The organism is Branchiibius hedensis, from assembly GCF_900108585.1.
GTDB lineage: Bacteria > Actinomycetota > Actinomycetes > Actinomycetales > Dermatophilaceae > Branchiibius > Branchiibius hedensis.
Genome location: NZ_UESZ01000001.1, coordinates 423,821 through 446,745 on the forward strand (window position 1 = coordinate 423,821; position 22,925 = coordinate 446,745).

Below are 22,925 nucleotides of genomic sequence, written 5' to 3' on the forward strand. Positions count from 1 at the left end.
GGCTCGTGCGGGATCGGTAGGTTCACAATCCCTGCGCCCGGGCACCGCGGACATCAGACCGGGGGCCGGAGCTTGGTGGCCGATGGAACGGCTTTCGTCTCGTGCTTTCGGCGGATCCGCGGCAACCCCGTGATCCCTAGGCTGGCGCTGTGGTCACCCTGCTGCGCTCCGTCTGGCATGAGCCGCGGCCTGCGAACGTCCCGCCGGTGGGCCGTCTCGATTGGATCCTCGTCGGTCTCTTCGAGGTGGCCGCAGTCGCCGAGGGTATGTTCCGGCCGGACGTCACCTGGCGGCCCTTCGTCACCCTGATCGCGATGGTGCTGATGCCGGTTCTGCTCTGGCGGCGCAGTCACCCGCTGGTGGCCGCCGTCCTCGGCTGGAGCCTCGCCGGCCTGCTCTCGGTCCTGACTTTGGCCACTCACGTCGGCGACCTCGGCCTGACCAGCATGCTGGCCGTCCTGATCCTGCTCTACGCCCTGGTGCGGTGGGGCGCTGGGCGGGAGATTGTCGTCGGCGCAGCCTTCGTGGCGGCGGTCGCCGCGCTCGGGATGTGTGCCGCCGATGTCGGCTGGCCGGACGTGTTCGGCGGCAGCGTCCTCCTGCTCCTGATCTGCGCTCTGGCAGCGGTGTTCCGCTACCGGGCCGATCTGTGGGACCGCCAACAGCGCGAGGTCAGGAACCAGGAGCGAGTGGCCCTGGCGCGCGAGCTGCACGACATCGTCGCCCACCACGTCTCGGCGATCGCGGTGCAGGCGCAAGCCGGCGGCGTCCTTGCCGCAGTCCAGCCGGAGAAGGCGGCCGAGGTCCTCGCCGCCATCGAGTCGGAAGCCTCGCTGACCCTGGGGGAGATGAGGTCCATGGTGCGGCTACTGCGCGAAGAGGAGCCCGTCGACTATGCGCCGCCGATGGGCTTGGCCGACCTGCCCGCTCTGGTGCGCGCCGACAGCCCGCCGCGTGTCGACGTCGCCGTCGACCCATCGCTGACCGGGATCTCGGGACCCGTGGATGCCGCGCTGTACCGGCTCGCCCAGGAGTCGTTGACCAACGCTCGGCGGCACGCCCGCGACACGACCAGGGTGCGGATCGACGTACGCCGAGTGGGCGGCGCCGTCAGGCTGCGGGTCAGTGACGACGGGCGGACTGAGCCCGGGGCGGCGCCGACGCCCGGGTTCGGCCTGCGCGGCATGGCCGAACGTGCCCAGCTCTTGGGTGGGTCGTTCTCTGCAGGCCCCGGGCCTGCAGGTGGCTGGGTGGTCGAAGCCGTACTGCCGCTGGACCCGCCCGCATGAGCATCCGCGTCGTCGTGGTCGACGATCAGGACCTGGTCCGCACCGGGCTCGTCATGATTCTCGACGCGCAACCTGACATCGAGGTTGTCGGCGAGGCCGCCGACGGCCGTGCCGCACTCGACCTGGTGGCCCGGTTGCGTCCCGACGTACTTCTCGTCGACATCCGGATGCCGCTGCTGGACGGCGTCGAAGTGACCCGACGGCTGGCCGGCCCGGGCGTTGCCGATCCGCTGGCGGTGGTCGTGATCACCACCTTCGACCTCGACGAGTACGTGCTCGATGCCCTCCGCGCCGGCGCGCGCGGCTTCTTGCTCAAAGACGCCGGCCCCGGGCTCTTGGTGCAAGCCGTCCACGCGGCGGCTGACGGCGAGGCGCTGATCGCCCCGAACGTCACCCGTCGGCTACTGGCGACGTTTGCCGACCAGTCGCCGAAGGTACCGGCCCAGCCGATCGAGCCGCTGACCGACCGTGAGGAGCAGGTGCTGGCGCTGGTTGCACGCGGCCGGACCAACCCGGAGATTGCCGGGGAACTGTTCATCAGCCTGAGCACCGTCAAGACCCACGTCGCGTCGCTGATGACCAAGATCGGTGCTCGCAACCGCGTGGAGATCGCGATGTGGGCCTACGACACCAAGCGCACCTGACCTGCGCGCCAAGGCCGGGCTTGCGCCAGGGACTGGGGGCACCTAGCGTCACCTGTGATCTGGAACACAACAGGCAGGAACGCGGATGTATCCCGGAGCGTACGTCGAGACCACCCCGGACAAGCCGGCCGTCATCCACGCCGACACCGGCGAGGTGCGGACGTTCGCCGAACTCGACTCGAACTCCCGCAAACTCGCGCGATACCTGAGGGACGCGGGGATCGGCGTCGGTGACGATGTCGCGTTCCTGTCCGACAACATCCCCGCCGTGTTCGAGGTCTACTGGGCTGGCTTGCGCTCGGGGTATTACGTCACCGGCGTGAATCATCATCTGACGGCCGACGAGGTGGCGTACATCCTCACCGACTGCGACGCCAAGGCGCTGCTGGTGTCAGCGGCGCACCTGGACAAGGCCGCTGCGGTCGCGGAGCTGGTGCCCGGCCTGACGGTCCTGATCGCGCTCGACGCAGAGACGACCGGTGAATTCCGTTCGTACGCCGAGGTGTTGGCTGACACCTCCGACGCACCTCTGGCGGACGAACCGCGCGGCGTCGACATGCTCTACTCCTCGGGGACCACCGGTCGACCGAAAGGGATCAAGTCCGCGCTGCCGGATCGCCAGGTCGGCGATCCAGGAGACACCTACACCGCGCTGTTCTCCCAGCTGTACGGCTTCGACGAGAACACGGTCTACTACTCCGCCGCCCCTACCTACCACGCGGCGCCGCTACGGTTCGGCGGCGTGGTCAATGCTTTGGGCGGAACCATCGTGATGGCAACGCGATTCGACGCTGAGCAGGCGCTCGCGGCCATCGAGAAGTACCACGTCACGCACAGCCAGTGGGTGCCCACGATGTTCGTGCGGATGCTCAAACTCCCGGCCCAGACGCGCGCGAAGTACGACGTGTCCAGCCAGCAGGTCGCGATCCATGCGGCCGCACCGTGCCCGGTCGAGGTCAAGGCGCGGTTGATCGACTGGTGGGGGCCGATCGTCCACGAGTACTACTCCTCGACCGAAGCCAACGGTCTGACGTTCGTGGACTCGCACGACTGGTTGATCCGGCCCGGCACGGTGGGTCGCCCGGCGCTCGGCGTGCTGCACATCTGCGGTCCGGATGGCGCCGACCTTCCGGTGGGCGAGACCGGCGTCGTCTACTTCGAGCGCGACGCCCTGCCGTTCGAATATCACAATGACCCGGCCAAGACCCAGGCCGCGCAGCACCCGCAGCATCCGACCTGGACCACCACCGGTGACATCGGCCATCTCGACGAGGACGGCTACCTCTACCTCACCGACCGGGTGGCCTTCACCATCATCACCGGCGGGGTGAACATCTATCCGCAGGAGATCGAGAGTGCGCTGGCGATGCACCCGGCGATCCTTGATGTCGCGGTCATCGGTGTGCCGGACGACGAACTGGGCGAGGTGGCCAAGGCGGTCGTCCAGCCAGCGCCCGGGATCCAACCCAGCGACGAATTGGCAGCGGAGATTCTGGACAGTCTGCGCGGGACGATCGCCGACTACAAGATTCCGCGTTCCGTGGACTTTGCCGATGAGCTGCCGCGGTCAGCGACCGGGAAGCTGGTCAAGGGAATACTTGCAGCCCAATATCGCTGAGCGTCAGTCGGTTTCGCTCTTGACGGCGACCTCGTAGTTCCAGACCTCACTGGCCACGCCCACCGGCTTGGCGCGCTCGGTGGTCTGTCTGTCATGGCCATGCCCATGACCCTCGCGGAACGCCGACGAGCTGACCCAGGCCTGGAACGACTCCTCGTCGTCCCACCGGGTTACGACCAGCCACTGGTCCCGCTCATCCGTCGGCTTGAGCAGTTCGAAACCACCGAAGCCGGGCTGTCCGTCGACGGCGCCGAGCCGGGCGGCGAACCGGTGAGCTAGTTCGTCGCCCGTTTCCTTGGGCACGGTGATGGCGTTGATCTTGATCACGGTCATGACCCCATTGTGCGCGTCACGGCCCCCGCACCTGTGATGCGGGGGCCGTGACGGGGAAGCGGCGTTTGCTACTTGCCGCCCTCCTTGAGCGTCACGGTGATCGGCTTGAACGACGTGCCCATCACGTCAGCGCCCTCCGACTTCAACTCCGCCAACGCCTTCTCGACGTAGACGTTGCTGTAGGCGTCGCTCGGCGGGTCCTTGGTGATGATCGTCTTGCCGGTGTTGTCCTTGGTGTGCAGTGCGATGTCGACCGTCTGGTCCCACGACGACTTCTGCACGGTGCCAATGCCGCCGGTGGACGGCCAGATCAACTTGTTGACCTCGTTGACCATCCACAACTGGTGCCCGGCCGGCAGGGTGGAGCCCGCCGCCGCCACGATGTCCGCCGCTTCCTGCGGGTGGTCACGGGTGTAGATCCAGCCCTCGATCGACGCCTTGATGAACTTCTCGGTCGTGTCCTGGTAGTCCTTGTCACTGGCCAACTTGTCCGCGTTCGCCCAGATCGCGTCCTGCAGCATGGCCGTGCCGACGGTGTTCCAGTTGATGACGTTCAGATCCGAGGGCTGGTACAGCTTGCCGGTCTTGGGGTTGATCGTCTCCAGCACCTGGGCGTACTCGTTGTACGTCATCGCCTGCGCAGCGTCGATGTCCCCGTTCAGGAAGCCGTTCATGTCAAAGGCCTGCTGCACCAAGGAGATCTGCGAGTCGGTGTTGATGCCAGCCTTCTGCATCCCGGCGAACAGCTCCCACTGGTTGCCGTAGCCCCAGGAGCCGACCTTCTTCCCCTTCAGGTCGCCGGGCGTGGTGATCCCCTTGTCCTTGAAGGAGATCTGCGTGGTGCCACTGCGTTCGAAGATCTGTGCCACGTCGGTCACCTTGGTGCCGCCTTCGATCGAGCCGAGCACCTTCGGCACCCACGAGATGGCGTAGTCGGCATCACCGGCGGCCAGTACGTCGATCGGCACCGTGTCCGTGCCCGCCGGCTTGATCGTGACGTCCAGCCCCTCCTTGGCGTAGTACCCCTTCTTGGCTGCCACGTAGTAGCCGGCGAACTGTCCCTGGGCGACCCATTGGAGTTGGAGGGTGACCTTCTTCGTGGCGCCGCCGCCCGACGTACCGCTTCCCGACCCGGTGGCCGGTTGCGTTGCGGTCGGTGACGAACTGGAACTGCTGCTCATGCCGCACCCGGCGAGGGTGAGGGCGGTGGCCGCGCCAAGGACGATGATCGTCCTGGTCCGGCGGATAGGTGGGGTCACTGCTTCCTCCTGGTGGATCTGTGTTGCGTTGAGGGAGAGGGGAGTACGGCGCGTCATCGGGCCGTACCAAGGTCCGGTCAGGCGCGGTGGCGGGTGACCAGCGCTTCCAGTGCATAGGTGACGCAGTAGAAGAGCAGACCGATGACGACGGACCCGAGCACGAAGGCCCAGGCCAGCGAGTAGCGGCTCGACGAGACGGCCGACGTGATCGAGATTCCGAGGCCGTCCAGCGGGCCGCCGAAGTACTCCGCGATCAGAGCTGAGATCACCGCAACCGACGAAGCGATGCGGATACCGGTGAAGATGAACGGTACGGCGCCCGGCAGGGTGACCGAGCGCGTGGCCTGCCAACCGGTGGCGGCGTACGAGCGCATCAGATCACGGTGGATGGGCAACACGGTGCGCAACCCCCGCAGGGCGTTGATGTAGACCGGTACGAACGCCGCGATGGCCGCCACGAGGACCCGGCCGGTCTGAGCCGCAGCGCCGAACATCGCGTAGAGGACCGGGGCCAGCGCCACGATCGGGATCACCGACAACGCAACGACGGTCGGTGCTGCCATCTGTTCGATCGGGCGGATCGCGGCGGCCAGCGCCGCGCAGACAACCCCGAAGAGGGTGCCGATGAGCAGGCCGAGCAACGCGTTCTTCGCGGTCGTGATCGCAGCGTCGCGGATGATGTCGATACTCCCGGTGAACTGCTCCCAGATCGCCGACGGGCTCGGCAGCACGTAGGGCTGGATGTTCCTCGCCGTCACGAACCACTGCCACAGCGCGATCGCCAGCACCCCGAAGACCAGCGGCGCCAGCACCACCCGCAGCCGGGACCGCAGCACGGGATTCATCGGGTCTCCACTCCGCGAACCCCGGTCGGAGCGCCGCCGTGCAGGGCCTCGCGCACCGCACTGACCCGTTCGAAGAACGAGGTGTCCTCGCGCAGCCCCTCACCGCGATCGACGCCGCGACCGAGGTCGACGCTCAGGATCTCGCGGATCCGGCCCGGCCGTGGCGACATCACGACCACACGGTCCGAGAGGAAGACTGCTTCGGGGATCGAGTGCGTCACGAAGATCACGGCGGCGCCGGATTCCGATGCTAGCCGGACCAATTCGCCTTGCATCCGCTCACGGGTCATCTCATCCAGGGCGCCGAACGGCTCGTCCATCAGCAACAGCTTGGGTTTCTCGGCGAAGGCTCGTGCAATCGCCACCCGTTGCTGCATACCGCCGGACAACTCGTCGGGATAGCGGTCGGCGAAGTCCGAGAGCCCCACCATCTCCAGCAGTTCGTTGACCCGCTCCTTGCGGCCGGCCACCTTGTGCAGTTGCAACGGCAGTTCGACGTTCGCTCGCACGGAGCGCCACGGCAGCAACCCGGCTTGTTGGAACGCGATGCCGTAGTCCTGGTCCAACCGCGCCTGGCGGGGCGTCTTGTCGAAGACAGTGAGTGTCCCGCCGGTGGGGGAGTCCAGATCGGCGATCAGCCGCAACAGCGTCGACTTGCCGCAGCCACTGGGACCGATCAGCGAGACGAACTCACCGTCACCGACGGTCAGGTCGATGTCCGACAGCGCCGTGACCTCGTCGGAACCCTTCCCGGGGAAGACTTTCGAAACACCTTCAACGACAACAGTCACGCTTCTGCCCTCCGGTAACGCTTCAACAACAGGCCGATCAGGGCCACCAGCCCGGCTCCGGCCAGACCCATCAGGACCGCACCGCCGATCGGCGACCATTGCTTGGCGGGGTCAGCACTGCCGGTTTGCGCGAATTCGATGATCATCCGGCCGATTCCGCCGTCCATCCCGATCGAGACCTCCGCAACGACGGTGCCGATGACGGCAGCGGCGATCGACAGGCGCAGCGCCGGGATGAGGTAGGCAACCGCGGCCGGCAGGCGCAGCCGCAGCAGGGTCTGCCACCAACCGATCCCGTAGGAGCGCATCAGGTCGGTTTGCGCTGCGACCGGAGAGTTCAGTCCGCGCACCATGCCGACGGCGACCGGAAAGAACGCGAGGTAGGCGGCGATGACGGCCACGGACATCCAGTCCGCCCAGGCGAATCCGCCGATGTGGAACGCCGAGCTCCACCGTTTCACCAACGGAGCCAACGCGATCAGCGGCACCGTCTGGCTGAGCACGATCCACGGCAGCAGAGCGCTGTTGGCGATCTTGGAACGCTGCATCAGCAGGGCCAGCAGCATCCCGACCACCAGCGCGATGGCCCAACCGATCAGGGCCACCTTGAAGCTGAGCCAGGCAGCCGACAGCACGTAGGACCACAGCGGCGCCGCACCCGGGGCTGAGGTGACCGGCTCGCCGGCCCGTTGCACCATCGTCCACAGGTGCGGCATCGCCAAGTCGTTGGTCCGCGGCAACACGATCGTGTCGCCGATCCGGACGCCGTCGGCCGGGCCGAGGGCTTTGTATCCCTCCCACACCACCGCGAGCAGCACGATCCCCAGAGCGCCCCAGGCCCACGCCCGCCACCGCCGCATCAGTCAGACCTTCGCCGTCACGTCGTCGCGCAGCGCCGGGATGATCGTCTCGCCGTAGGCGCGCAACGTCTCGTCCTTGCTGTCGTGCTGCAGGTATCCGGCGAACTGATCGACGCCCAATTCCTTCAGCGCAGTGAGCTTTTCGATGTGGTCCGCTGCCGTTCCGAGCACGCAGAACCGGTCGATGATGTCATCGGGGACGAAGTCGGTGTGCGTGTTCGAGGAGCGACCGTGGTGGTTGTAGTCGTACCCCTCGCGCCCTTGGATGTAGTCGGTCAGCGCTTTCGGGACAGCGCCGTCGGCGCCGTACTTGGCCACGATGTCGGCAACGTGGTTGCCGACCATCCCACCGAACCACCGGCACTGGTCGCGTTGGTGCGCAAGGTCGTCCCCGACGTACATCGGGGCAGCGACGCAGAACGTGATCGAGTCCGGGTCCCTGCCCGACTTGGCGGCCGCGCGGCGTACGGTGCCGATCATCCACTCGGCGATGTCCAGGTCGGCCAGTTGGAGGATGAACCCGTCGCCCACCTCACCGGTGAGTTTGAGCGCCAATGGCCCGTACGCCGCGACCCAGACTTCCAGCGAACTGCCGCTGCTCCAGGGGAACCGTAGGGTCGACCCGTTGTAATCGACCGCCCGACTGTTGCCCAGTTCCCTGATGACGTGGATGGATTCGCGCAGTTCCTTCAAGGAGGTCGGCCGGCCGTTGGTCACGCGCACCGCCGAGTCGCCACGGCCGATGCCGACGATGGTGCGGTTGCCGAACATGTCGTTCAACGTGGCGAAGACCGAGGCGGTCACCGTCCAGTCGCGGGTTGCCGGGTTGGTCACGAAGGGGCCGACGGTGATGCGATGGGTCTGCGCCAGAATCTGGCTGTAGATGACGTAGGGCTCCTGCCACAGCAGGTGCGAGTCAAAGGTCCAGACGTGACTGAAGCCGTAGTTCTCCGCTGACTTGGCCAGGTCGACGACCCGCCAGGCCGGCGGATTGGTCTGTAGGACGACACCGAAATCCATTGCGGCTCAGACCAGGTACTGCGACAGGCCGCGCTTGAGGTACTTGCCGTGCCCCTTGGCGCCGATGTATCCGGTCTCGTCGACGATGACGGTGCCGCGGGACATCACCAGGTCGGCGTGCCCGTCGATCTCGTAGCCCTCCCACGCGGAGTAGTCCATGTTCATGTGGTGCGCTTTGCCCAGGCCGATCGAGGTGTGACCCGACGGGTCGTACACCACGATGTCGGCGTCGGCGCCCGGAGCGATGACGCCCTTGGTGCCGTAGAGACCGAACATCCGCGCCGGCGTCGTCGAGGTGATCTCGACCCAGCGCTCCAGGCTGATCTGACCGCTCACGACACCTTGGTACATCAGGTCCATGCGGTTCTCGACCGAGCCGATCCCGTTGGGGATCTTGGAGAAGTCGTCGATGCCCATCTCCTTCTGCTCCTTCATGCAGAACGGGCAGTGGTCGGTCGACACCATCTGAATGTCATTGGTGCGCAGCGATTGCCACATGTGGTCCTGGTGGCCCTCGGCGCGTGAACGCAGGGGGGTCGAGCAGACCCACTTGGCCCCTTCGAACTCACCCCATTGCTCGCTGACCGCGCCGAGTTGCTCCTCCAGGGACAGGTAGAGGTATTGCGGGCAGGTCTCGCCGAAGACGTTCATCCCGCGGTCGCGGGCGGCAGCGATCTGCTCGACGGCCTGCTTCGCCGACACGTGCACCACGTACAGCGGTGCGCCGGTGAGGTCGGCGATCATGATCGCGCGATGGGTGGCCTCCTCCTCGGCCTGCCAGGGGCGAGTGATCCCGTGGTAGAACGGCGAGGTCTTGCCGGCGGACACGGACTGCTGCACCAAGACGTCGATGATGCTGCCGTTCTCGGCGTGCATCATCATCATGGCGCCGTTGCTCGCGGCCTTCTGGAACGCCCGCAGGATCTGTCCGTCGTCGGACAGGAAGACGCCCTTGTAGGCCATGAAGAGCTTGAAACTGGTCACGCCCTCGTCGATCAGCTCGTCCATCGCCTTGAGCGAGTCGTCCTGGACGTCGGACAGGATCTGGTGGAAGCCGTAATCGATGGCGCAGTTGCCGCCGGCCTTCTCGTGCCAGGCGTGGTACTGGTCCATGATCCGCTGGTCGGGGTACTGCACGACGAAGTCGATGATCGTCGTCGTCCCACCCCAGGCGGCAGCGCGGGTGCCGGTCTCGAAGGTGTCGCTGGCGAAGGTGCCACCGAACGGCATCTCCATGTGGGTGTGTGCGTCGACTCCACCGGGAATGACGTATTTGCCTGCAGCATCGATGGTTTCGGCTTGGATGCCGAGCGCCTGCGCGGTGCCTGGTGCCAGCAGCGCGGCAATCTTCTCGCCCTCCACCAGGACGTCCGCGGTGGTGCGTCCGGTGGCGCTGACGACGGTTCCTCCGGTGATCAGAGTAGTCATGCTCGTCACGCCTTGGGGATCGCAACGTAGGAGTCGGGGCGACGGTCCCGATAGAACTGCCAGTCGTTGCGGACCTGGCGGATCAGGTCGAGGTCGAGGTCGCGCACGACGATCTCCTCGTCGGTGGCCGAGCCGAGGTCACCGACGTAGTTGCCGCGGGGGTCCAGGAACTGGGAGCTGCCGTAGAAGGTCACGGCCAGATCGCCGTACTCGTTGTCCTCGGTCCCGACCCGGTTGGGGGCGGCGACGAAGTAGCCGTTCGCTGCTGCGGCGGCGGCCTGCTCGATCTCCCACAGCCGGTTCGACAGACCCGGCTTGGTGGCGTTGGGGTTGAACACGATTTCGGCGCCGTTCAGGCCCAGCTCACGCCAGCCTTCGGGGAAGTGCCGGTCGTAACAGATGTAGAGGCCGATCTTGCCGACGGCGGTGTCGAAGACCGGGTAGCCCAGGTTGCCGGGCCGGAAGTAGAACTTCTCCCAGAACTTGTCGAGGTTGGGGATGTGGTGCTTGCGGTACTTGCCCAGGATGGTGCCGTCGGCGTCGACGATCACAGCGGTGTTGTAGTACAGCCCGGGCATGTCCTCCTCGTAGATCGGCAGGATCGTCACCATCTCGAGTTCTTTCGCGAGCGCGGCGAAGCGCTGCACGATGGGACCGTCCGCCGGCTCCGCGTAGTCGTAGTACTTCGCGTCCTCGGTGATCCCGAAATACGGCCCGTAGAACAACTCTTGGAAGCAAATCACCTGGGCCCCTTGGGTTTTCGCCTCTCTGGCGAATCCCTCGTGCTTGTCCAGCATCGAGGCTTTGTCCCCGGTCCAGGTGGTCTGTGTGATAGCGGCTCGTACGACGGTCATCCGGTGGTGTCCCTTCTGAAACATGCGTAAGTAGGCAGTCAACGCCTATCGCGTTTCTACCGCATTACCGCCGGTGACACCCCGGTAACGCGTACAGAGATTTCCCAGGTGCTGTGTCCGGGTCAGGGTGGCGGGCTCAGTGCGGGACGGCGACGACGTCCAGGCCGAGGTGCTGGGACAGATAGATCGCGGTCTTCACGCCACGCACGCTGTTGCCGGCGGCGTCCAACGGCGCGGAGTACGTCGCGAGGGCGCCCTTGCCGGGGGAGACGCTGACCACGCAGCCACTGATCCCCGACTTGGCCGGCACCCCCACGTCGAGGAACCAGTCCCCGGAGGTCTCGTACATTCCGGCGATCGTCATGATCGCCAGCACCGCCTTGGCGGTATCCGCGCAGACGACGCGTTCCTGGGTCACCGGGTTGATGCCACCGGTCGCCAGGGTCGCTCCCATCAGCGCGAGGTCGCGGGTGGTGACCTCCAGGCAGCACTGCCGGGTGTAGAGGTCCAACGCCGCCATGGCGTCGCCGTTGATCGCGTCGTAGGAGCGCAACAGGTAGGCGATCGACCGGTTGCGCATGTTGGTGTTGCGGGCCGATTCGTAGGTCGCCTGGTCGAGGGTGAGTGGGCGCCCGGCGAATGCCGACATGGTCCGGGTGAGCAGGATCCAGCGCTCTTCGAAGTCTGCCCCGGGCACCAGGCTGCTGGTGGCGATGGCGCCTGCGTTGACCATCGGGTTGGTGCGGCCGTCCGCGAACCGCTCGATCGCTGCCAACGAGTTGAACGGCAGTCCGGTGGGGTTGACCCCGACCACTCGGCGTACGACGTCCAGCCCCACGTGCTCACAGACCAGGGCGAGCACGAACGCCTTGGAGACACTCATCAGGGTGAACTTCTGGTCGAGGTCACCGCGGTCGAGCGAGACACCGTTGACGGAGGTGAGGCAGAGCGCGAACTTCTCCGGGTCTGCCTCTGCCAGAGCGGGATACACCGTTGAGACGGTGCCGTCGGCCACCGGTCGGAACTCGTCGTACGCCCGCCCGATCCAGGCGTCGGCCTCGTCGTGCCCAGGCAGATTGCCGGAGGAGACGTAGTGGTGGTCGGCGGTGTCAGCGGTCACGACCCGATGGTAGGGCCCTCAGCAGCCGTCGGGCCCGCAGGCCGGTCCGACCTGCTCGGCGACGATCAGCGGGTGCGCGTCCCGCCACGCCTGCTCCAGCGCCTGCCCGAACACCTCCGACGGTTGGGCGCCGGACACGCCGTACTTCTCATCGAGCACGAAGAACGGCACCCCGCTGATGCCGTAGGCGCGGGCCGTGGCGAAGTCCTGCTCGATCTCCCGGGTGAGTTCCGGGTCCGCCAACGCGTCCTGTACGTCGCTCGCGGACAGGCCGTGCTGCTCACCGATGGCGACCAGCATCTGGGCGTCGCCGATGTCCTGGCCCTTCTCGAAGTGCGCCGACAGCAGCGCGTCTTTGACGTCGTTTGCGACGCCGTGACGGGCGGCCAGGTGCAGCAGGTGGTGACCCGGCAGCGAGTTGGCAACCACGAGGTGGTCGAAGTCGTAGTGCAGACCTTCCTCCGCGGCCTGCGCTGCGACCATCGTGATCATCTGCTCGACGTTCTCGCGCGGCATGCCCTTGCTGGCCACCAGGTAGTCGACCTCGGTGCCGTCATAGTGTGCCGGCAGCGATGGGTCCAACTGGTAGCTGTGCCAATGGATCTCGACGTCGTCACGATGGTCGAACGTTGAGAGGGCTTTCTCGAAGCGCCGCTTGCCGATGAAGCACCACGGGCAGGCGATGTCGGACCAGATGTCAATCTTCACGCTTCGCTCAACGTCGGCGCCGTGTCTTTACTTCCCCACAGGTTCAGGTTGCTGCCCGAGCGTCGCCGCCACACCAGGATCGTCACCGCACCGGCGAGCAGCGGCCCGAGGATGGTGATCGCGCGCCAGATGGCCAGACCGGCGATGATGATCGGCTCGTAGTGGAGGCCGGATTCCTCCACGAAAGCCGCCGTCAGGACGGCGTCGAGGACACCGAAGCCGAACAGCGGCATGGCGGTGAGGGGGTAGGCGCTGAAGAATGTCCCAATCACCAGAACGATGCTCAGTGCGCTGGCCGGCACGCCGACGAAGCGCAGGGCGAGCAGCAGGATCATCGAGTCGACCGCCACCATTGCCAGCAGCGCGAGCATCGAGATCGTGGATCGCTGGGTGAAACCGTCGGACATCTGCTCACGGAACTTGTTGACGGCAGCGGACCACTTGTCCGGATCGGCACTGGCCTTGAAGCGTTGCGCCTGCAGGGCGGCGCCGCGCCCCAGGCGGTCGGCCCAGTCCTCCGCCCGCAGCACCATGGCCAGGATGAGCATCAACACCACCGCGCCGAGCGCACACAGCAGCGCCCAGCCAACCCGGTGCCGTTCGAGCCCGGCGACGGTGAACAGCACCAGTCCGACCACGGGGGCCAGCAGGCGCACTGCGTAGAAGTTCAGCATGTTCATCGTGACCCCGGCCATGCCGTCGACCGGGTTGACGTTCCAGGAGTTGAACATCGCGATCCGCACCACCACGTCGCCGGGTGGGGGAGTCACCGTGCCGGCCACGTTGGCCGCGACGTCGTTCTGCAAGGAGTGGTTGAGCCCGAGGCCCGGCACGAAGGTGGCTAGGGGGACCGCGTTGAGGGTCTGGCGCAGCACTAACACGCCCACCAGGATCAGCACCTGCCACCAACTCACGTGCCCGAACGACCGGTAGACCTGTCCCCAATCGATCTGGCCGACGAACTGAATGATCAGGTATCCAGCGATGATCGACAGGGCGATGATCACCAGCGACCGGGACAGCCGTCTGCGCTGCGCCTTGCCCGGCTTGGGGTCGGCGACCTCACCACTCATGGTCGTCACTGTAGAGCCGCGCGCCTCATGCCTGGCCGCGAACCAGCTGGATGAGACGACCCAGGATCTCCTCGGGCATCAGGCGCAACCCGTTGTGCAGGACCGTGTTGGTGATGAACGGTCGGATCGCCGGCACCTCCTCAACGGTCCGCAACGAGTGTTCGCGCAGGACGTACGGGTCGTCGTAGTAGATCGCCGCCGCCGCGGGCACGTCGACGTCGGCCAGCACGGACCGGTCGTAGAGCTGCGGCCAATCGCGGCGGGCCAGCAGATCGGCGGCCTCCTGGAACGGTGCGAGCAACGGGTCGGCGCTGACGTGGAACGGGAAGACGTGCTCACCGGTCAACAGGCTCGGATCGTCGAGGTAGGCGTCCGGGCGCACCCTGGCCGAGGACCAGTCGGTGATGCCGCCGTCGGCGTAGCACGCCTCATGGACCAGCACGTAGAGCGCTGAGTGCCCGTTGAAGGACAGCAATTCGGCCAGGTCGTAGCCGAACCCCAGACCGTCCGGGTCGCGCTCCAGCAGATAGTGCAGTTGCTCCGAGCCGCCGGTCATGCCCAGCGGCGCACCGATACCGCGCAGGTGATCCGCGCTGACCTGGGTGCCGTTGGGCAACCTCAGCCGTCCTGCGGCGGCTCGTTCGGCGAGTGCCCGCATCCGGTCCCGATCGCCGGGGAAGGCGCGGTAGTGCCGCGCCGTCAGGTCCATGACCCGTTCGTACGTCGCGGCGTAGATCTCATCGACCGGCACCCCGATCGGGGGCACCCCTCCGGTGAACATGGCTTCCTTCACCGAGTCCGGGTGCGCCGAGAGGTACCGCAGGGTGCAGAAACCACCGAAGGACTGCCCCAGCAGGCTCCACCGGTCGAGGTGGAGTTGCTCGCGCAGCACCTCGCAGTCCTCGACGATGGCGTCGGCGCGGAAGAGGGCGAGGTAATCAGCTTGCTCCTGCGGGGTCTTGTCAGCCAACGCGGTGATCGGCGTGGATCGGCCGGTGCCGCGTTGGTCGAGCAGGAAGACCCGGTAGTCCTGCAGTGCGCGGTTCAGCCAGGCCGATGGCTCGGGAATTCCTGTGGGACGGGGACTTTCACCGCCTGGACCGCCCTGCAGGAAGAGCAACGGGTCACGGTCATCGCCATCGCCGGGGCGACGGACTTCGCGAGCGAACACAGTGATCGTCGGGCCACCTGGATTGGCGTGATCCAGCGGCACCTCGATCTCGTGGTCGATCAGTACCAGTCCCGGGATCCGTGTCGTCGTCGCCATGACTTCGAGACTACGAGAAGAAATTCAGCTGCGCCGAGCGCAGGGTGCGGGTACGGTTCCCATCGTGTTCACGACGTACTTGCGCAGTAAGCCCCAACCGGAGTGCCCGGTGGGGTTCGCTGCCGTACGCCCGCGGTCGGAATAGTCTCCGATCGCGCGTCACCGCGAGCCCCAGCCAACCGGCTGGGGCTTTTTTGTGTCCGAAACACGTTTACACAGAGAGGAATTCATCATGGACAGGATTACGGATCGGCTCCTGAACTGGGCGTCGATCCTTGACGAGAAGACGCTGGAGCAGGCCAAGGCGACGGCCACGATGCCGTTCATCTACCCGCACCTGGCGCTGATGCCGGACGCCCACCTGGGCAAGGGCGCCACCGTCGGGTCGGTGATCCCGACGCTGGGCGCGATCATCCCCGCCGCGGTCGGCGTCGACATCGGCTGCGGGATGATGGCGGTCCGCACGCCGTACGCCGTGTCCGACCTGCCGGGCGACAAGAGCAAGCTGCGGGTCTCCATCGAGCGTTCCGTTCCCCTGTCCGCGGGGGCCTACAACCGGAAGGTGACCCGGGAGCACACGCAGGGGCGGATCGACGAACTGACTTCACTGGCAGAGGGATACGGGTTCGATCCTGCGTCGTACGCCAAGAACTGGCCGCTGCAGTTGGGCACGCTCGGCTCCGGCAACCACTTCATCGAGGTGAGCGCCGACGAGCAGGACCGGATCTGGCTGTTCCTGCACTCCGGGTCGCGGGGTGTCGGCAACAAGATCGCGCAGCACCACATCAAGGTCGCCCAGCGGCTGGCCAAGCAGTGGTGGATCTCGTTGCCGGATGGCGACCTCGCCTACCTGGTCGAGGGCACGCCGGAGTTCACGACGTACGTGCGGCAGCTGCGGTGGGCGCAGCGGTTCGCGTTCCTGAACCGGGCCGAGATGATGGACCGGGTGGTGCGCGAGTTCGCCTACTGGGTGACCGACGGCGCGGCGCAGACGCTGGAGCGGCAGCAGGAGGTCAACTGCCACCACAACTACACCGAGACCGAGCAGCACTTCGGCAAGCAGGTGTGGCTGTCCCGGAAGGGTGCGATCGATGCCTCGGCCGGCACCTGGGGGCTGATCCCGGGCTCGATGGGGACCGCGTCGTACGTCGTGGTCGGCAAGGGCAACCCGGTGGCGCTGAACTCCAGCCCGCACGGCGCGGGCCGGGTGCACAGCCGGTCCTCGGCCCGGCGGACGTTCACCCAGGACGACCTGCGGGCGGCCATGGGTGACATCGAGTACCGCGACACCGCGGCCTTCGTCGATGAGATCCCCGCGGCGTACAAGGACATCGACCAGGTGATGGCGGACGCCGCTGACCTGGTCGAGATCCGGCACACGCTGCGGCAGCTGGTCAACGTCAAGGGCGACTGAGCGGCACGGATCCCTGGTGACTGTCGGGGGTCCGTGCCACTCTTGCGCCATGTTGCTGGTTGAGGGGGACGTGCGATGGAGCGCGTCGGATCTGTCGGCCGCGGCCGATTGCGAGTTCCAGGTGTTGTGCCGTTTGGACGTGCTGCTGGGACGGGCGAGCGCTGCGCCCGCGCCGCAGGATCCGTTGCTGGAGCACATCGCCCGGCTCGGCGACCGGCACGAGGACCACGAGTTGGAGCGGTTACGCGCCGAGGGTGAGGTGCGGTCGATGGCCAGGGTGTCACCGCCGTACACCGAGGTGTCGTTGCGGGCGGCCGCCGACCACACCCGGCGGGCGCTGGCAGGTGACGCGGTGCTCTACCAACCGGCGTTCTACGACGGGGAATTCTTCGGCTACGCCGACTTCGTCCTGCCCGGCGAGGACGGCTGGCAGGTGTGGGACGCCAAGCTGGCGCGCGAGGCCAAGCCGCGTGCGCTGCTGCAACTGGGGGCGTACGTCGATCAGCTGCTGGCCATGGGCGTGCCAGTGGCGCCGCGGGTGGGCTTGTTACTCGGCGACCGGTCGCGCGAGGAGTTCCCGATCTCCGAAGTCCTGCCAGTGTTCCGAGAGCGACGAAACCGACTGCGCCAGTTGCTGATTGATCACCGTACGTCGAGTGGCCCGGTTCAGTGGGGCCGTCCCGATCTCGTGGCCTGCGGCCGATGCGCCGACTGTACGGCGGCGATCGAGGCGCACGACGACCTGTGGGCGGTGGCGGGGGTGTATGCGGGGCAGCGGACGGTCCTGCGTGCCGCGGGCGTGACGACGATGCCGCAACTGGCGGCTCTGGAAGCCGGCCCGGAGGGGATCGGAGTCGATGTTCTCGACCGCCTCCGCGCGCAAGCGAAACTGCAAGTGCGGCAACGGGATCTGCCCGATGACGCCCCGATGCTGTACGAGCTGAAGCCCGGTGCAGCGGTGGCGTTGGCGATGCTCCCACAGCCGTCGCCGGGCGACTGGTTCTTCGATTTCGAGGGCGATCCGCTGTACGACGAGGGTGATCCCGCGGTCGGCGGGCTGGAGTACCTGTGGGGGATTCTCGACTCCGACGAGCGCTTCGACCCGTGGTGGGCGCTGGACCGCAGCGAAGAGCGCGAGGTGTTCATTCGCTTCGTCGAGACGCTCACTGCCCGCCGCGCGCAGTTTCCGGACATGCACGTCTACCACTACGCGCCGTACGAAACCTCGGCTCTCAAACGCCTGGCGATCCGCTACCAGACGCACGAAGACGCACTGGACGACCTGCTGCGCGCCGGCGTGTTCGTCGACCTCTACGCCACGGTGCGGGCGGCGATCCGGATCGGCAAGGGCTCCTACAGCATCAAGAAGTTGGAGCCGCTCTACATGGGTGACCAGCTGCGCGACGCCGACGGGGTCACCGCCGGCGACGCTTCGATCGTCGCGTTCCACGAGTTCCTGCAGAAGACGAGCGACGGCGACGTCGCCGGGGCGGAGCGGATCCGCAGTGACCTGGCCGATTACAACGGCTACGACTGTTTGTCGACGCTGCGGCTACGTGACTGGCTGCTGGCGCGCGCCCCGGAGGCCGGCGTGGTGGTGGGCGCCGAGGCCCCCGCGCAGGAACTGGTGACCGCCCCGGGGCTCACGCCCGAGCAGGAAGCCCGCGCCGCGCTCGTCCAGAAGCTGGTGGCAGCCTCCGGGCCACTCGACCCGGCGCAACGCACTGCCCAGGAGCAAGCCCGCGCGTTGCTGGCCGCGGCGCTGTCCTACTACCGGCGTGAGGAGAAGGTCCAGTGGTGGCAGCACATCGATCTGCTCGGGCAACCACGGGAGGAACTGGAAAGCCAACGTGACGTCTTCGTGATCGATGAGATCGAGGTGCAGCAGGACTGGACGCCCTCGTCGACACGATCCAACGCAGCCTCTCGCCGGGTGCTGCGCCTGACGGGTCGATGGGGCCCTGGCAGCGCGCCAGGGTCGAGCGTCTCCATCGCGTACGACGCCCCCGGGCCACCGAAGGCCCAATTCCCCACCGGCTCAGCGACATTGCTGCGCTCGGGCGAAGCGGCCGTTGAGTTCACCGATGATCCCGACGTCGTCGTGGTGACCGAGAGCCGACCCGCAGACCTGACCTTTCCCCAGTTGCCGGTCGCGCTCCTTCCCGGGTCGCCGCCGCGCTCGAAGGTCATCGCGGACCGGATCGCGCTGGTGGCGCAGGAGTCACTGAGCGATCCCCTCCCGCAGAACGCGGTCACCGATCTGCTCACTCGCCGGTCGTCGCGGCTGGTCGGGAGCGGGCGACTACCGCATTCCGGCGACGACGGCACGGACATCGTCACAGCACTGACCTCGATGGCCGACTCGTACGTCGCGGTGCAGGGCCCACCCGGCACCGGGAAGACCCACACCGCGTGTGCGGTGATCAGAACCCTTGTCGAGCAACATCACTGGCGCATCGGAGTGGTCGCACAGTCGCACGCCGTAGTGGAGCACCTGCTGGACGCACTGGTGCGGGGTGGCCTCGAGGCTGACGCGGTCGGGAAGATGGACCCGCGCACCGACTCGCCCGAGTGGACCGACGTGACGAAGCCGAAGGACCGTGCCGCGTTTTTGGCCCGCACGACCGGACTCGTGTACGGCGGGACGACCTGGAAGTTCTGCAGTCAGGACGTGCCGCCCGGCTCGCTGGACCTGTTGGTGGTGGAGGAGGCAGGGCAGTTCTCCCTGGCGGCCACCATCGGGGCCGGTGTTTCAGCGAAACGACTTCTGCTGGTGGGGGATCCGCAGCAGTTGCCGCAGGTGAGCCAGGCCAGTCACCCCGAAGCGGTCGATGAGTCCGCGCTGGCCTGGTTGATGGACGGCGCGGACACGATCGCGCCGGAGCAGGGGTACTTCCTGGCAGAGTCCTTCCGGATGCATCCGGTGTTGTGTGAGCGCGTGTCGCAGCTGTCCTACGGCGGGCGGTTGCACGCCGCGGAGGTTGCGGCGCATCGTGAGCTGGCGGAGGTACCGCCAGGATTGGGTGTGGTCACCGTGCCACACGTCGGCAACAGTGTGCAGAGCCCGCAAGAGGCCGACGCAGTGGTCGCGCAGGTGACTCGCGTCCTGGGGACGCCGTGGCGTGCCGACCCGAACTCGGCCCCACGGCCACTGGAGCAGCGGGACGTCCTGGTGGTCGCGCCGTACAACGCGCAGGTCGCACTGATCAGGGATCATCTCGCCCAGGCGGAGCTGACCGGCGTCAGTGTCGGCACGGTGGACCGGTTCCAGGGCCGGCAGGCGCCGGTGGTCATCATGTCGATGACAGCGTCATCGCGGGGAGACGTGCCCCGCGGCATGGGGTTCCTGCTGATGCGCAACCGGATCAACGTGGCGATCTCCCGCGCGATGTGGAGTGCGGTGATCATCCGGTCGGACGCGTTGACCGCCTACCTGCCCACGACCGTGGACTCGTTCCTTGAACTCGGTGCGTTCTTGTCGCTGTGCGACGGTGCGGCGTGGACACGTCGTCCGGCAGCTGGAGGTGTCTAGTGCGGGATTGCAACGTACATCAAGTCTGGACTGGACTAATAGGATGACGTCGCGCAGAATACTGATCAAGCGCATTTCGAAGGCTGCGAAGGATGCGAATGTCGAATGGTTGCTGGTGCGGCAGCGCGCGAACCACGAGGTGTACAGCCCTGGCGGTCAGTTGGTTCCCGTGCCACGACACAGCGAGATTGGCGAGAGCCTCACGCGGGCTATCCACAAACAAGCTGAATCGAAGCTCGGCAAGGGATGGTGGCGGCAGTGAGCACCTACACGGCAATGGTGACTCGGGACGGATCATTGTGGTTCGTCGATATTCCCGAGGTCGGGATCGCGACGCAGGTGCGAACGCTCCGCGACGTTGATGCGATGACGACCGAAGCAATCGCGCTGACGCTTGACGTCCCACCTGACACAGTTACCGTCCATGTGCTGATTGATCCCGGCGATTCGGTTCGACGTCACCTGCAGGCCGCCGAGCAGTCGCGTAAGGAATCGGCCGAAGCGAATGCCCGGGCGGCGTCCGAGGTTCGAGCGGCGGCACGGGAGTTAGCCGCATCGGGCGCCACGCTACGCGACATCGGGCGGGTGTTGAACGTGAGCCACCAACGCGCGCAGCAATTAGTCAAGGGGTAAGTGCGCAGCCTTCATCTGCCGACGACTGTGGAGTCGTTCGTTGAGCTCGGTGCGTTCTTGTCACTCTGCGACGCGGGCGAGTGGAAGAGGCTCATCACGCCTCCGACCACCAACGTGATGACGACACCTATTGGCACCAACCACTGAGGCGCGATGCTGGCGGTCGTCGCGACACCTGCTTTGGTCACGTCGATAGAGATGTTCCGCACGATGTAGGTCATCGCGATCACGGTGGCCACGAAAGCTACCAGGGCGTCGCGCTGATCGGCCCGGGGCACGAGGCGACCCAGGAGGAACGCGCCCAGCATGGCGCCGTAGGTGTAGCCGGCGATGGCCAGACCGGTCAGATAGACGTTGCCGGTCGTGCCGGAGAAGTGCATCGCGAATCCGGCCATCAGGATCGCCCAGACGATGGTCATCACCCGGCCGACCTTGAGCGCGACCTGGTCGGGCAACTGCTTGTTGGAGAAGGCATGCACGATGTCTGCGACCGTCGAGTTGGCCATCGAGTTGAGCGCCGAGGACAACGAGCCCATCGCGGCGCCGAGGATGCCGGCGACCATCAGTCCGGAGATGACCACGGGCAAGCCGTGCAGGATGAAGTTCGGGTAGATGTCATCCGGAGTGGCCAGGCCGAGGTCTTTCACACTGCGTCCGCCGTAGTACGACCACAGCAGGGCGCCCACCAACGAAAACGCGGCGAACTGGATGATGATGAAGACGCCCGAACCGATCATCGCCTTCTGGCTGTCGCGCAATGTCTTGGTCGACAGGATCCGCTGCACGATCAACTGGTCCGAGCCGTGTGACGCCATCGCGAAAATGGCCCCGCCGATGATCGCCGTCGGCAACGCGAACGGGCTGGTCAGGATGTGGGAGAAGGCGAAGTCGGTGTCGAAGATCTTGAACTGGCCGGCGTGGAAGGCGTCGGTCACTCCCGTCAGGCCGACGTGACCGGCGAGCACCACGATCGCCAGGATGGCGCCACCGAGGTAGAGCAGCATCTGGATCGCGTCGGTCCAGATAACCGCCTTGATCCCGCCCAGGTAGGTGTAGGCCACGGTGATGATGGTCAGGACGACGATGATGACGCCGTAGTTGACGTTCATCCCGAACTCATCCAGCAGCAGCTTGATCGGGATGGCGGAGGCAAAGAGGCGGACGCCTTCAGCCATCAACCGGGTCACCACGAAAGTCACCGACGCCAAGCCCTGGCTCCACCGGCCGAACCGTTGCCCCAAGTACTGGTAGGCGCTGGTGAAGCCTTCCTGCCGGTACAGCGGGATGAGCAAGGTCGCGACGATGACTCGACCGATCATGTAGCCGAACGCGAGCTCCACGTTCCCGAATCCGGCTCCCGCGTAGGTTCCCCCGGGCACGCTGATCACCGTCAGGACGCTGGTCTCGGTCGCCACCACCGAGAAGCACACCGCCCACCACGGCATGCTGCGCTCGCCGACGAAGTAGTCGGAGCCGGACTTCTGCCGCCCGGACAGGCGTAGCCCCACGACCGCGATCACGATCAGATAGATGACGATGACTGCGAGGTTGAGGGCGTTGTCCACCAGCGTGGCTCCTTCACGACAATGGCAGTGATTTCCGTAACACTGTAAGACATGGAAATAATATTCAGCCCGACAAGGAGGGGTGCGCATGAGCGTCGTCGTGGTCAACCACCTCAGTCTCGATGGAGTCCTGCAGGGTCCTGGCCGACCCGATGAGGACCGGCGCGACGGCTTCGCGTACGGCGGATGGGCACGCTCATCCGACGACCCGCTCGTCGCCGAGGCGTTGGGAAAGGTCATGGGCCAAGGCTTCTCGTGGCTCTTCGGCCGGTTCAGCTACGAGGACATGCTCGGATATTGGAACGAGGCGGGTGGCCCGTTCAGAGATGGCCTGAACAACACCACCAAGTACGTCGCATCTTCTGACGAGGACTATCGGCCGCCGTGGCCGAACACCCAGCTGGTGACCGGTGACGTACCAGCGCGGGTCGCCGAGTTGCGCGCGACGACCGAGGGGAACCTGGTCGTGATGGGCAGCGGGCAGTTGATCCGTTCGTTGTTACCCGGGGGACTCATCGATCGGCTCCTGCTGCTGATCCATCCGGTGGTGTTGGGTTCTGGCCGCCGGTTGTTCGGTCCTGCCGACGTCCCGGTGCCGCTACAACTGGTCGACAGCGAGGCGACCTCGGACGGACTGCTGGTCGCGACCTACGAGCCGGTGGGCTGACCGCG

21 protein-coding genes are annotated in these 22,925 nt (G+C 66.4%); 8 read left to right on the forward strand and 13 right to left on the reverse strand.

Annotated features, from left to right (window positions below; translation table 11 throughout):
- Positions 1-149 precede the first annotated feature (149 nt).
- The 3 genes from DR843_RS02205 to DR843_RS02215 all read left to right on the forward strand — a co-directional run bounded on the left by DR843_RS02205 (position 150) and on the right by DR843_RS02215 (position 3,551).
- Positions 150-1,289, forward strand: coding sequence for a sensor histidine kinase (locus tag DR843_RS02205; protein ID WP_109683899.1), 1,140 nt, complete (start codon positions 150-152; stop codon positions 1,287-1,289).
- Positions 1,286-1,933: a response regulator gene (locus tag DR843_RS02210; RefSeq protein WP_109683900.1), complete on the forward strand. Its 648-nt coding sequence runs from the start codon at positions 1,286-1,288 to the stop codon at positions 1,931-1,933. Before DR843_RS02205 ends, DR843_RS02210 begins: the two co-directional genes overlap by 4 nt.
- A gap of 85 nt (positions 1,934-2,018) precedes the next feature.
- Positions 2,019-3,551, forward strand: a complete 1,533-nt coding sequence (locus DR843_RS02215) for an AMP-binding protein (RefSeq protein WP_109683901.1) — start codon at positions 2,019-2,021, stop codon at positions 3,549-3,551.
- A gap of 3 nt (positions 3,552-3,554) precedes the next feature.
- On the opposite strand, the gene DR843_RS02220 is transcribed toward DR843_RS02215, so the two are convergent.
- The 12 genes from DR843_RS02220 to DR843_RS02275 form a co-directional block, all read right to left on the reverse strand.
- On the reverse strand, positions 3,555-3,884 hold the full coding sequence (locus DR843_RS02220) for an antibiotic biosynthesis monooxygenase family protein (RefSeq protein ID WP_109683902.1): 330 nt from the start codon (positions 3,882-3,884) through the stop codon (positions 3,555-3,557).
- Between the two features lie 68 nt (positions 3,885-3,952).
- Complete coding sequence (locus DR843_RS02225; protein WP_245933948.1) at positions 3,953-5,143, reverse strand: ABC transporter substrate-binding protein; 1,191 nt, start codon at positions 5,141-5,143, stop codon at positions 3,953-3,955.
- Between the two features lie 77 nt (positions 5,144-5,220).
- Positions 5,221-5,988, reverse strand: a complete 768-nt coding sequence (locus tag DR843_RS02230) for an ABC transporter permease (protein WP_109683903.1) — start codon at positions 5,986-5,988, stop codon at positions 5,221-5,223.
- The gene (locus DR843_RS02235) at positions 5,985-6,878 is read right to left on the reverse strand and encodes an ABC transporter ATP-binding protein (protein WP_109683904.1); all 894 of its coding nucleotides are present in this window, start codon (positions 6,876-6,878) and stop codon (positions 5,985-5,987) included. The genes DR843_RS02230 and DR843_RS02235 overlap by 4 nt, the downstream gene beginning before the upstream one ends.
- Positions 6,776-7,639: an ABC transporter permease gene (locus DR843_RS02240; protein ID WP_109683905.1), complete on the reverse strand. Its 864-nt coding sequence runs from the start codon at positions 7,637-7,639 to the stop codon at positions 6,776-6,778. The genes DR843_RS02235 and DR843_RS02240 overlap by 103 nt, the downstream gene beginning before the upstream one ends.
- Positions 7,640-7,642: 3 nt before the next feature.
- Positions 7,643-8,659: a TIGR03842 family LLM class F420-dependent oxidoreductase gene (locus DR843_RS02245; protein WP_109683906.1), complete on the reverse strand. Its 1,017-nt coding sequence runs from the start codon at positions 8,657-8,659 to the stop codon at positions 7,643-7,645.
- Between the two features lie 6 nt (positions 8,660-8,665).
- Positions 8,666-10,087, reverse strand: a complete 1,422-nt coding sequence (hydA, locus tag DR843_RS02250; RefSeq protein WP_109683907.1) for a dihydropyrimidinase — start codon at positions 10,085-10,087, stop codon at positions 8,666-8,668.
- 5 nt (positions 10,088-10,092) lie between these two features.
- On the reverse strand, positions 10,093-10,941 hold the full coding sequence (locus tag DR843_RS02255; RefSeq protein WP_109683908.1) for a nitrilase-related carbon-nitrogen hydrolase: 849 nt from the start codon (positions 10,939-10,941) through the stop codon (positions 10,093-10,095).
- A 136-nt stretch (positions 10,942-11,077) separates the two neighbouring features.
- Complete coding sequence (glsA, locus tag DR843_RS02260; RefSeq protein ID WP_109683909.1) at positions 11,078-12,061, reverse strand: glutaminase A; 984 nt, start codon at positions 12,059-12,061, stop codon at positions 11,078-11,080.
- Positions 12,062-12,079: 18 nt separating this feature from the next.
- On the reverse strand, positions 12,080-12,769 hold the full coding sequence (locus DR843_RS02265; RefSeq protein WP_109683910.1) for a DsbA family oxidoreductase: 690 nt from the start codon (positions 12,767-12,769) through the stop codon (positions 12,080-12,082).
- A complete protein-coding gene (locus DR843_RS02270; RefSeq protein ID WP_109683911.1) occupies positions 12,766-13,842 on the reverse strand; it encodes a lysylphosphatidylglycerol synthase domain-containing protein in 1,077 nt (358 codons plus the stop codon). Before DR843_RS02270 ends, DR843_RS02265 begins: the two co-directional genes overlap by 4 nt.
- Positions 13,843-13,867: 25 nt before the next feature.
- Positions 13,868-15,109, reverse strand: a complete 1,242-nt coding sequence (locus tag DR843_RS02275; RefSeq protein ID WP_109683912.1) for an alpha/beta fold hydrolase — start codon at positions 15,107-15,109, stop codon at positions 13,868-13,870.
- A 232-nt stretch (positions 15,110-15,341) separates the two neighbouring features.
- On the opposite strand from DR843_RS02275, the gene DR843_RS02280 reads away from it, so the two are divergent.
- The 4 genes from DR843_RS02280 to DR843_RS02295 are packed head-to-tail and all read left to right on the forward strand — an operon-like array spanning position 15,342 to position 20,688.
- Positions 15,342-16,523, forward strand: a complete 1,182-nt coding sequence (locus tag DR843_RS02280) for an RtcB family protein (RefSeq protein WP_109683913.1) — start codon at positions 15,342-15,344, stop codon at positions 16,521-16,523.
- A 49-nt stretch (positions 16,524-16,572) separates the two neighbouring features.
- Positions 16,573-20,055 (forward strand): TM0106 family RecB-like putative nuclease, encoded by a 3,483-nt coding sequence (locus tag DR843_RS02285; protein ID WP_109683914.1) that lies wholly within the window; start codon positions 16,573-16,575, stop codon positions 20,053-20,055.
- 43 nt (positions 20,056-20,098) lie between these two features.
- Positions 20,099-20,317, forward strand: a complete 219-nt coding sequence (locus tag DR843_RS02290) for a hypothetical protein (protein ID WP_109683915.1) — start codon at positions 20,099-20,101, stop codon at positions 20,315-20,317.
- Positions 20,314-20,688: a HicB family toxin-antitoxin system gene (locus DR843_RS02295; RefSeq protein WP_146202463.1), complete on the forward strand. Its 375-nt coding sequence runs from the start codon at positions 20,314-20,316 to the stop codon at positions 20,686-20,688. The genes DR843_RS02290 and DR843_RS02295 overlap by 4 nt, the downstream gene beginning before the upstream one ends.
- A gap of 11 nt (positions 20,689-20,699) precedes the next feature.
- Here DR843_RS02295 and DR843_RS02300 read toward each other — a convergent pair whose 3' ends face one another.
- Positions 20,700-22,253, reverse strand: a complete 1,554-nt coding sequence (locus tag DR843_RS02300) for a sodium:solute symporter (protein ID WP_211310169.1) — start codon at positions 22,251-22,253, stop codon at positions 20,700-20,702.
- Between the two features lie 88 nt (positions 22,254-22,341).
- On the opposite strand from DR843_RS02300, the gene DR843_RS02305 reads away from it, so the two are divergent.
- Positions 22,342-22,920 carry a dihydrofolate reductase family protein gene (locus tag DR843_RS02305; protein ID WP_109683918.1) on the forward strand — a complete coding sequence of 193 codons (579 nt, stop codon included), beginning with the start codon at positions 22,342-22,344 and terminating at the stop codon, positions 22,918-22,920.
- Positions 22,921-22,925 lie beyond the last annotated feature (5 nt).

Excerpts from the sequence above, each read along its gene's own strand:
- DR843_RS02235 (WP_109683904.1), bottom strand. The coding sequence starts at position 6,878 with ATGGTCGCCGATCGGCGGTGCGGTCCTGATGGGTCTGGCCGGAGCCGG.
- DR843_RS02280 (WP_109683913.1), top strand. The coding sequence starts at position 15,342 with ATGGACAGGATTACGGATCGGCTCCTGAACTGGGCGTCGATCCTTGAC.
- DR843_RS02230 (WP_109683903.1), bottom strand. The coding sequence starts at position 5,988 with ATGAATCCCGTGCTGCGGTCCCGGCTGCGGGTGGTGCTGGCGCCGCTG.
- DR843_RS02220 (WP_109683902.1), bottom strand. The coding sequence starts at position 3,884 with ATGACCGTGATCAAGATCAACGCCATCACCGTGCCCAAGGAAACGGGC.
- DR843_RS02305 (WP_109683918.1), top strand. The coding sequence starts at position 22,342 with ATGAGCGTCGTCGTGGTCAACCACCTCAGTCTCGATGGAGTCCTGCAG.
- hydA (WP_109683907.1), bottom strand. The coding sequence starts at position 10,087 with ATGACTACTCTGATCACCGGAGGAACCGTCGTCAGCGCCACCGGACGC.
- DR843_RS02210 (WP_109683900.1), top strand. The coding sequence starts at position 1,286 with ATGAGCATCCGCGTCGTCGTGGTCGACGATCAGGACCTGGTCCGCACC.
- DR843_RS02270 (WP_109683911.1), bottom strand. The coding sequence starts at position 13,842 with ATGAGTGGTGAGGTCGCCGACCCCAAGCCGGGCAAGGCGCAGCGCAGA.
- DR843_RS02240 (WP_109683905.1), bottom strand. The coding sequence starts at position 7,639 with ATGCGGCGGTGGCGGGCGTGGGCCTGGGGCGCTCTGGGGATCGTGCTG.
- DR843_RS02275 (WP_109683912.1), bottom strand. The coding sequence starts at position 15,109 with ATGGCGACGACGACACGGATCCCGGGACTGGTACTGATCGACCACGAG.
- DR843_RS02215 (WP_109683901.1), top strand. The coding sequence starts at position 2,019 with ATGTATCCCGGAGCGTACGTCGAGACCACCCCGGACAAGCCGGCCGTC.
- DR843_RS02255 (WP_109683908.1), bottom strand. The coding sequence starts at position 10,941 with ATGACCGTCGTACGAGCCGCTATCACACAGACCACCTGGACCGGGGAC.
- DR843_RS02285 (WP_109683914.1), top strand. The coding sequence starts at position 16,573 with ATGTTGCTGGTTGAGGGGGACGTGCGATGGAGCGCGTCGGATCTGTCG.
- DR843_RS02290 (WP_109683915.1), top strand. The coding sequence starts at position 20,099 with ATGACGTCGCGCAGAATACTGATCAAGCGCATTTCGAAGGCTGCGAAG.
- DR843_RS02245 (WP_109683906.1), bottom strand. The coding sequence starts at position 8,659 with ATGGATTTCGGTGTCGTCCTACAGACCAATCCGCCGGCCTGGCGGGTC.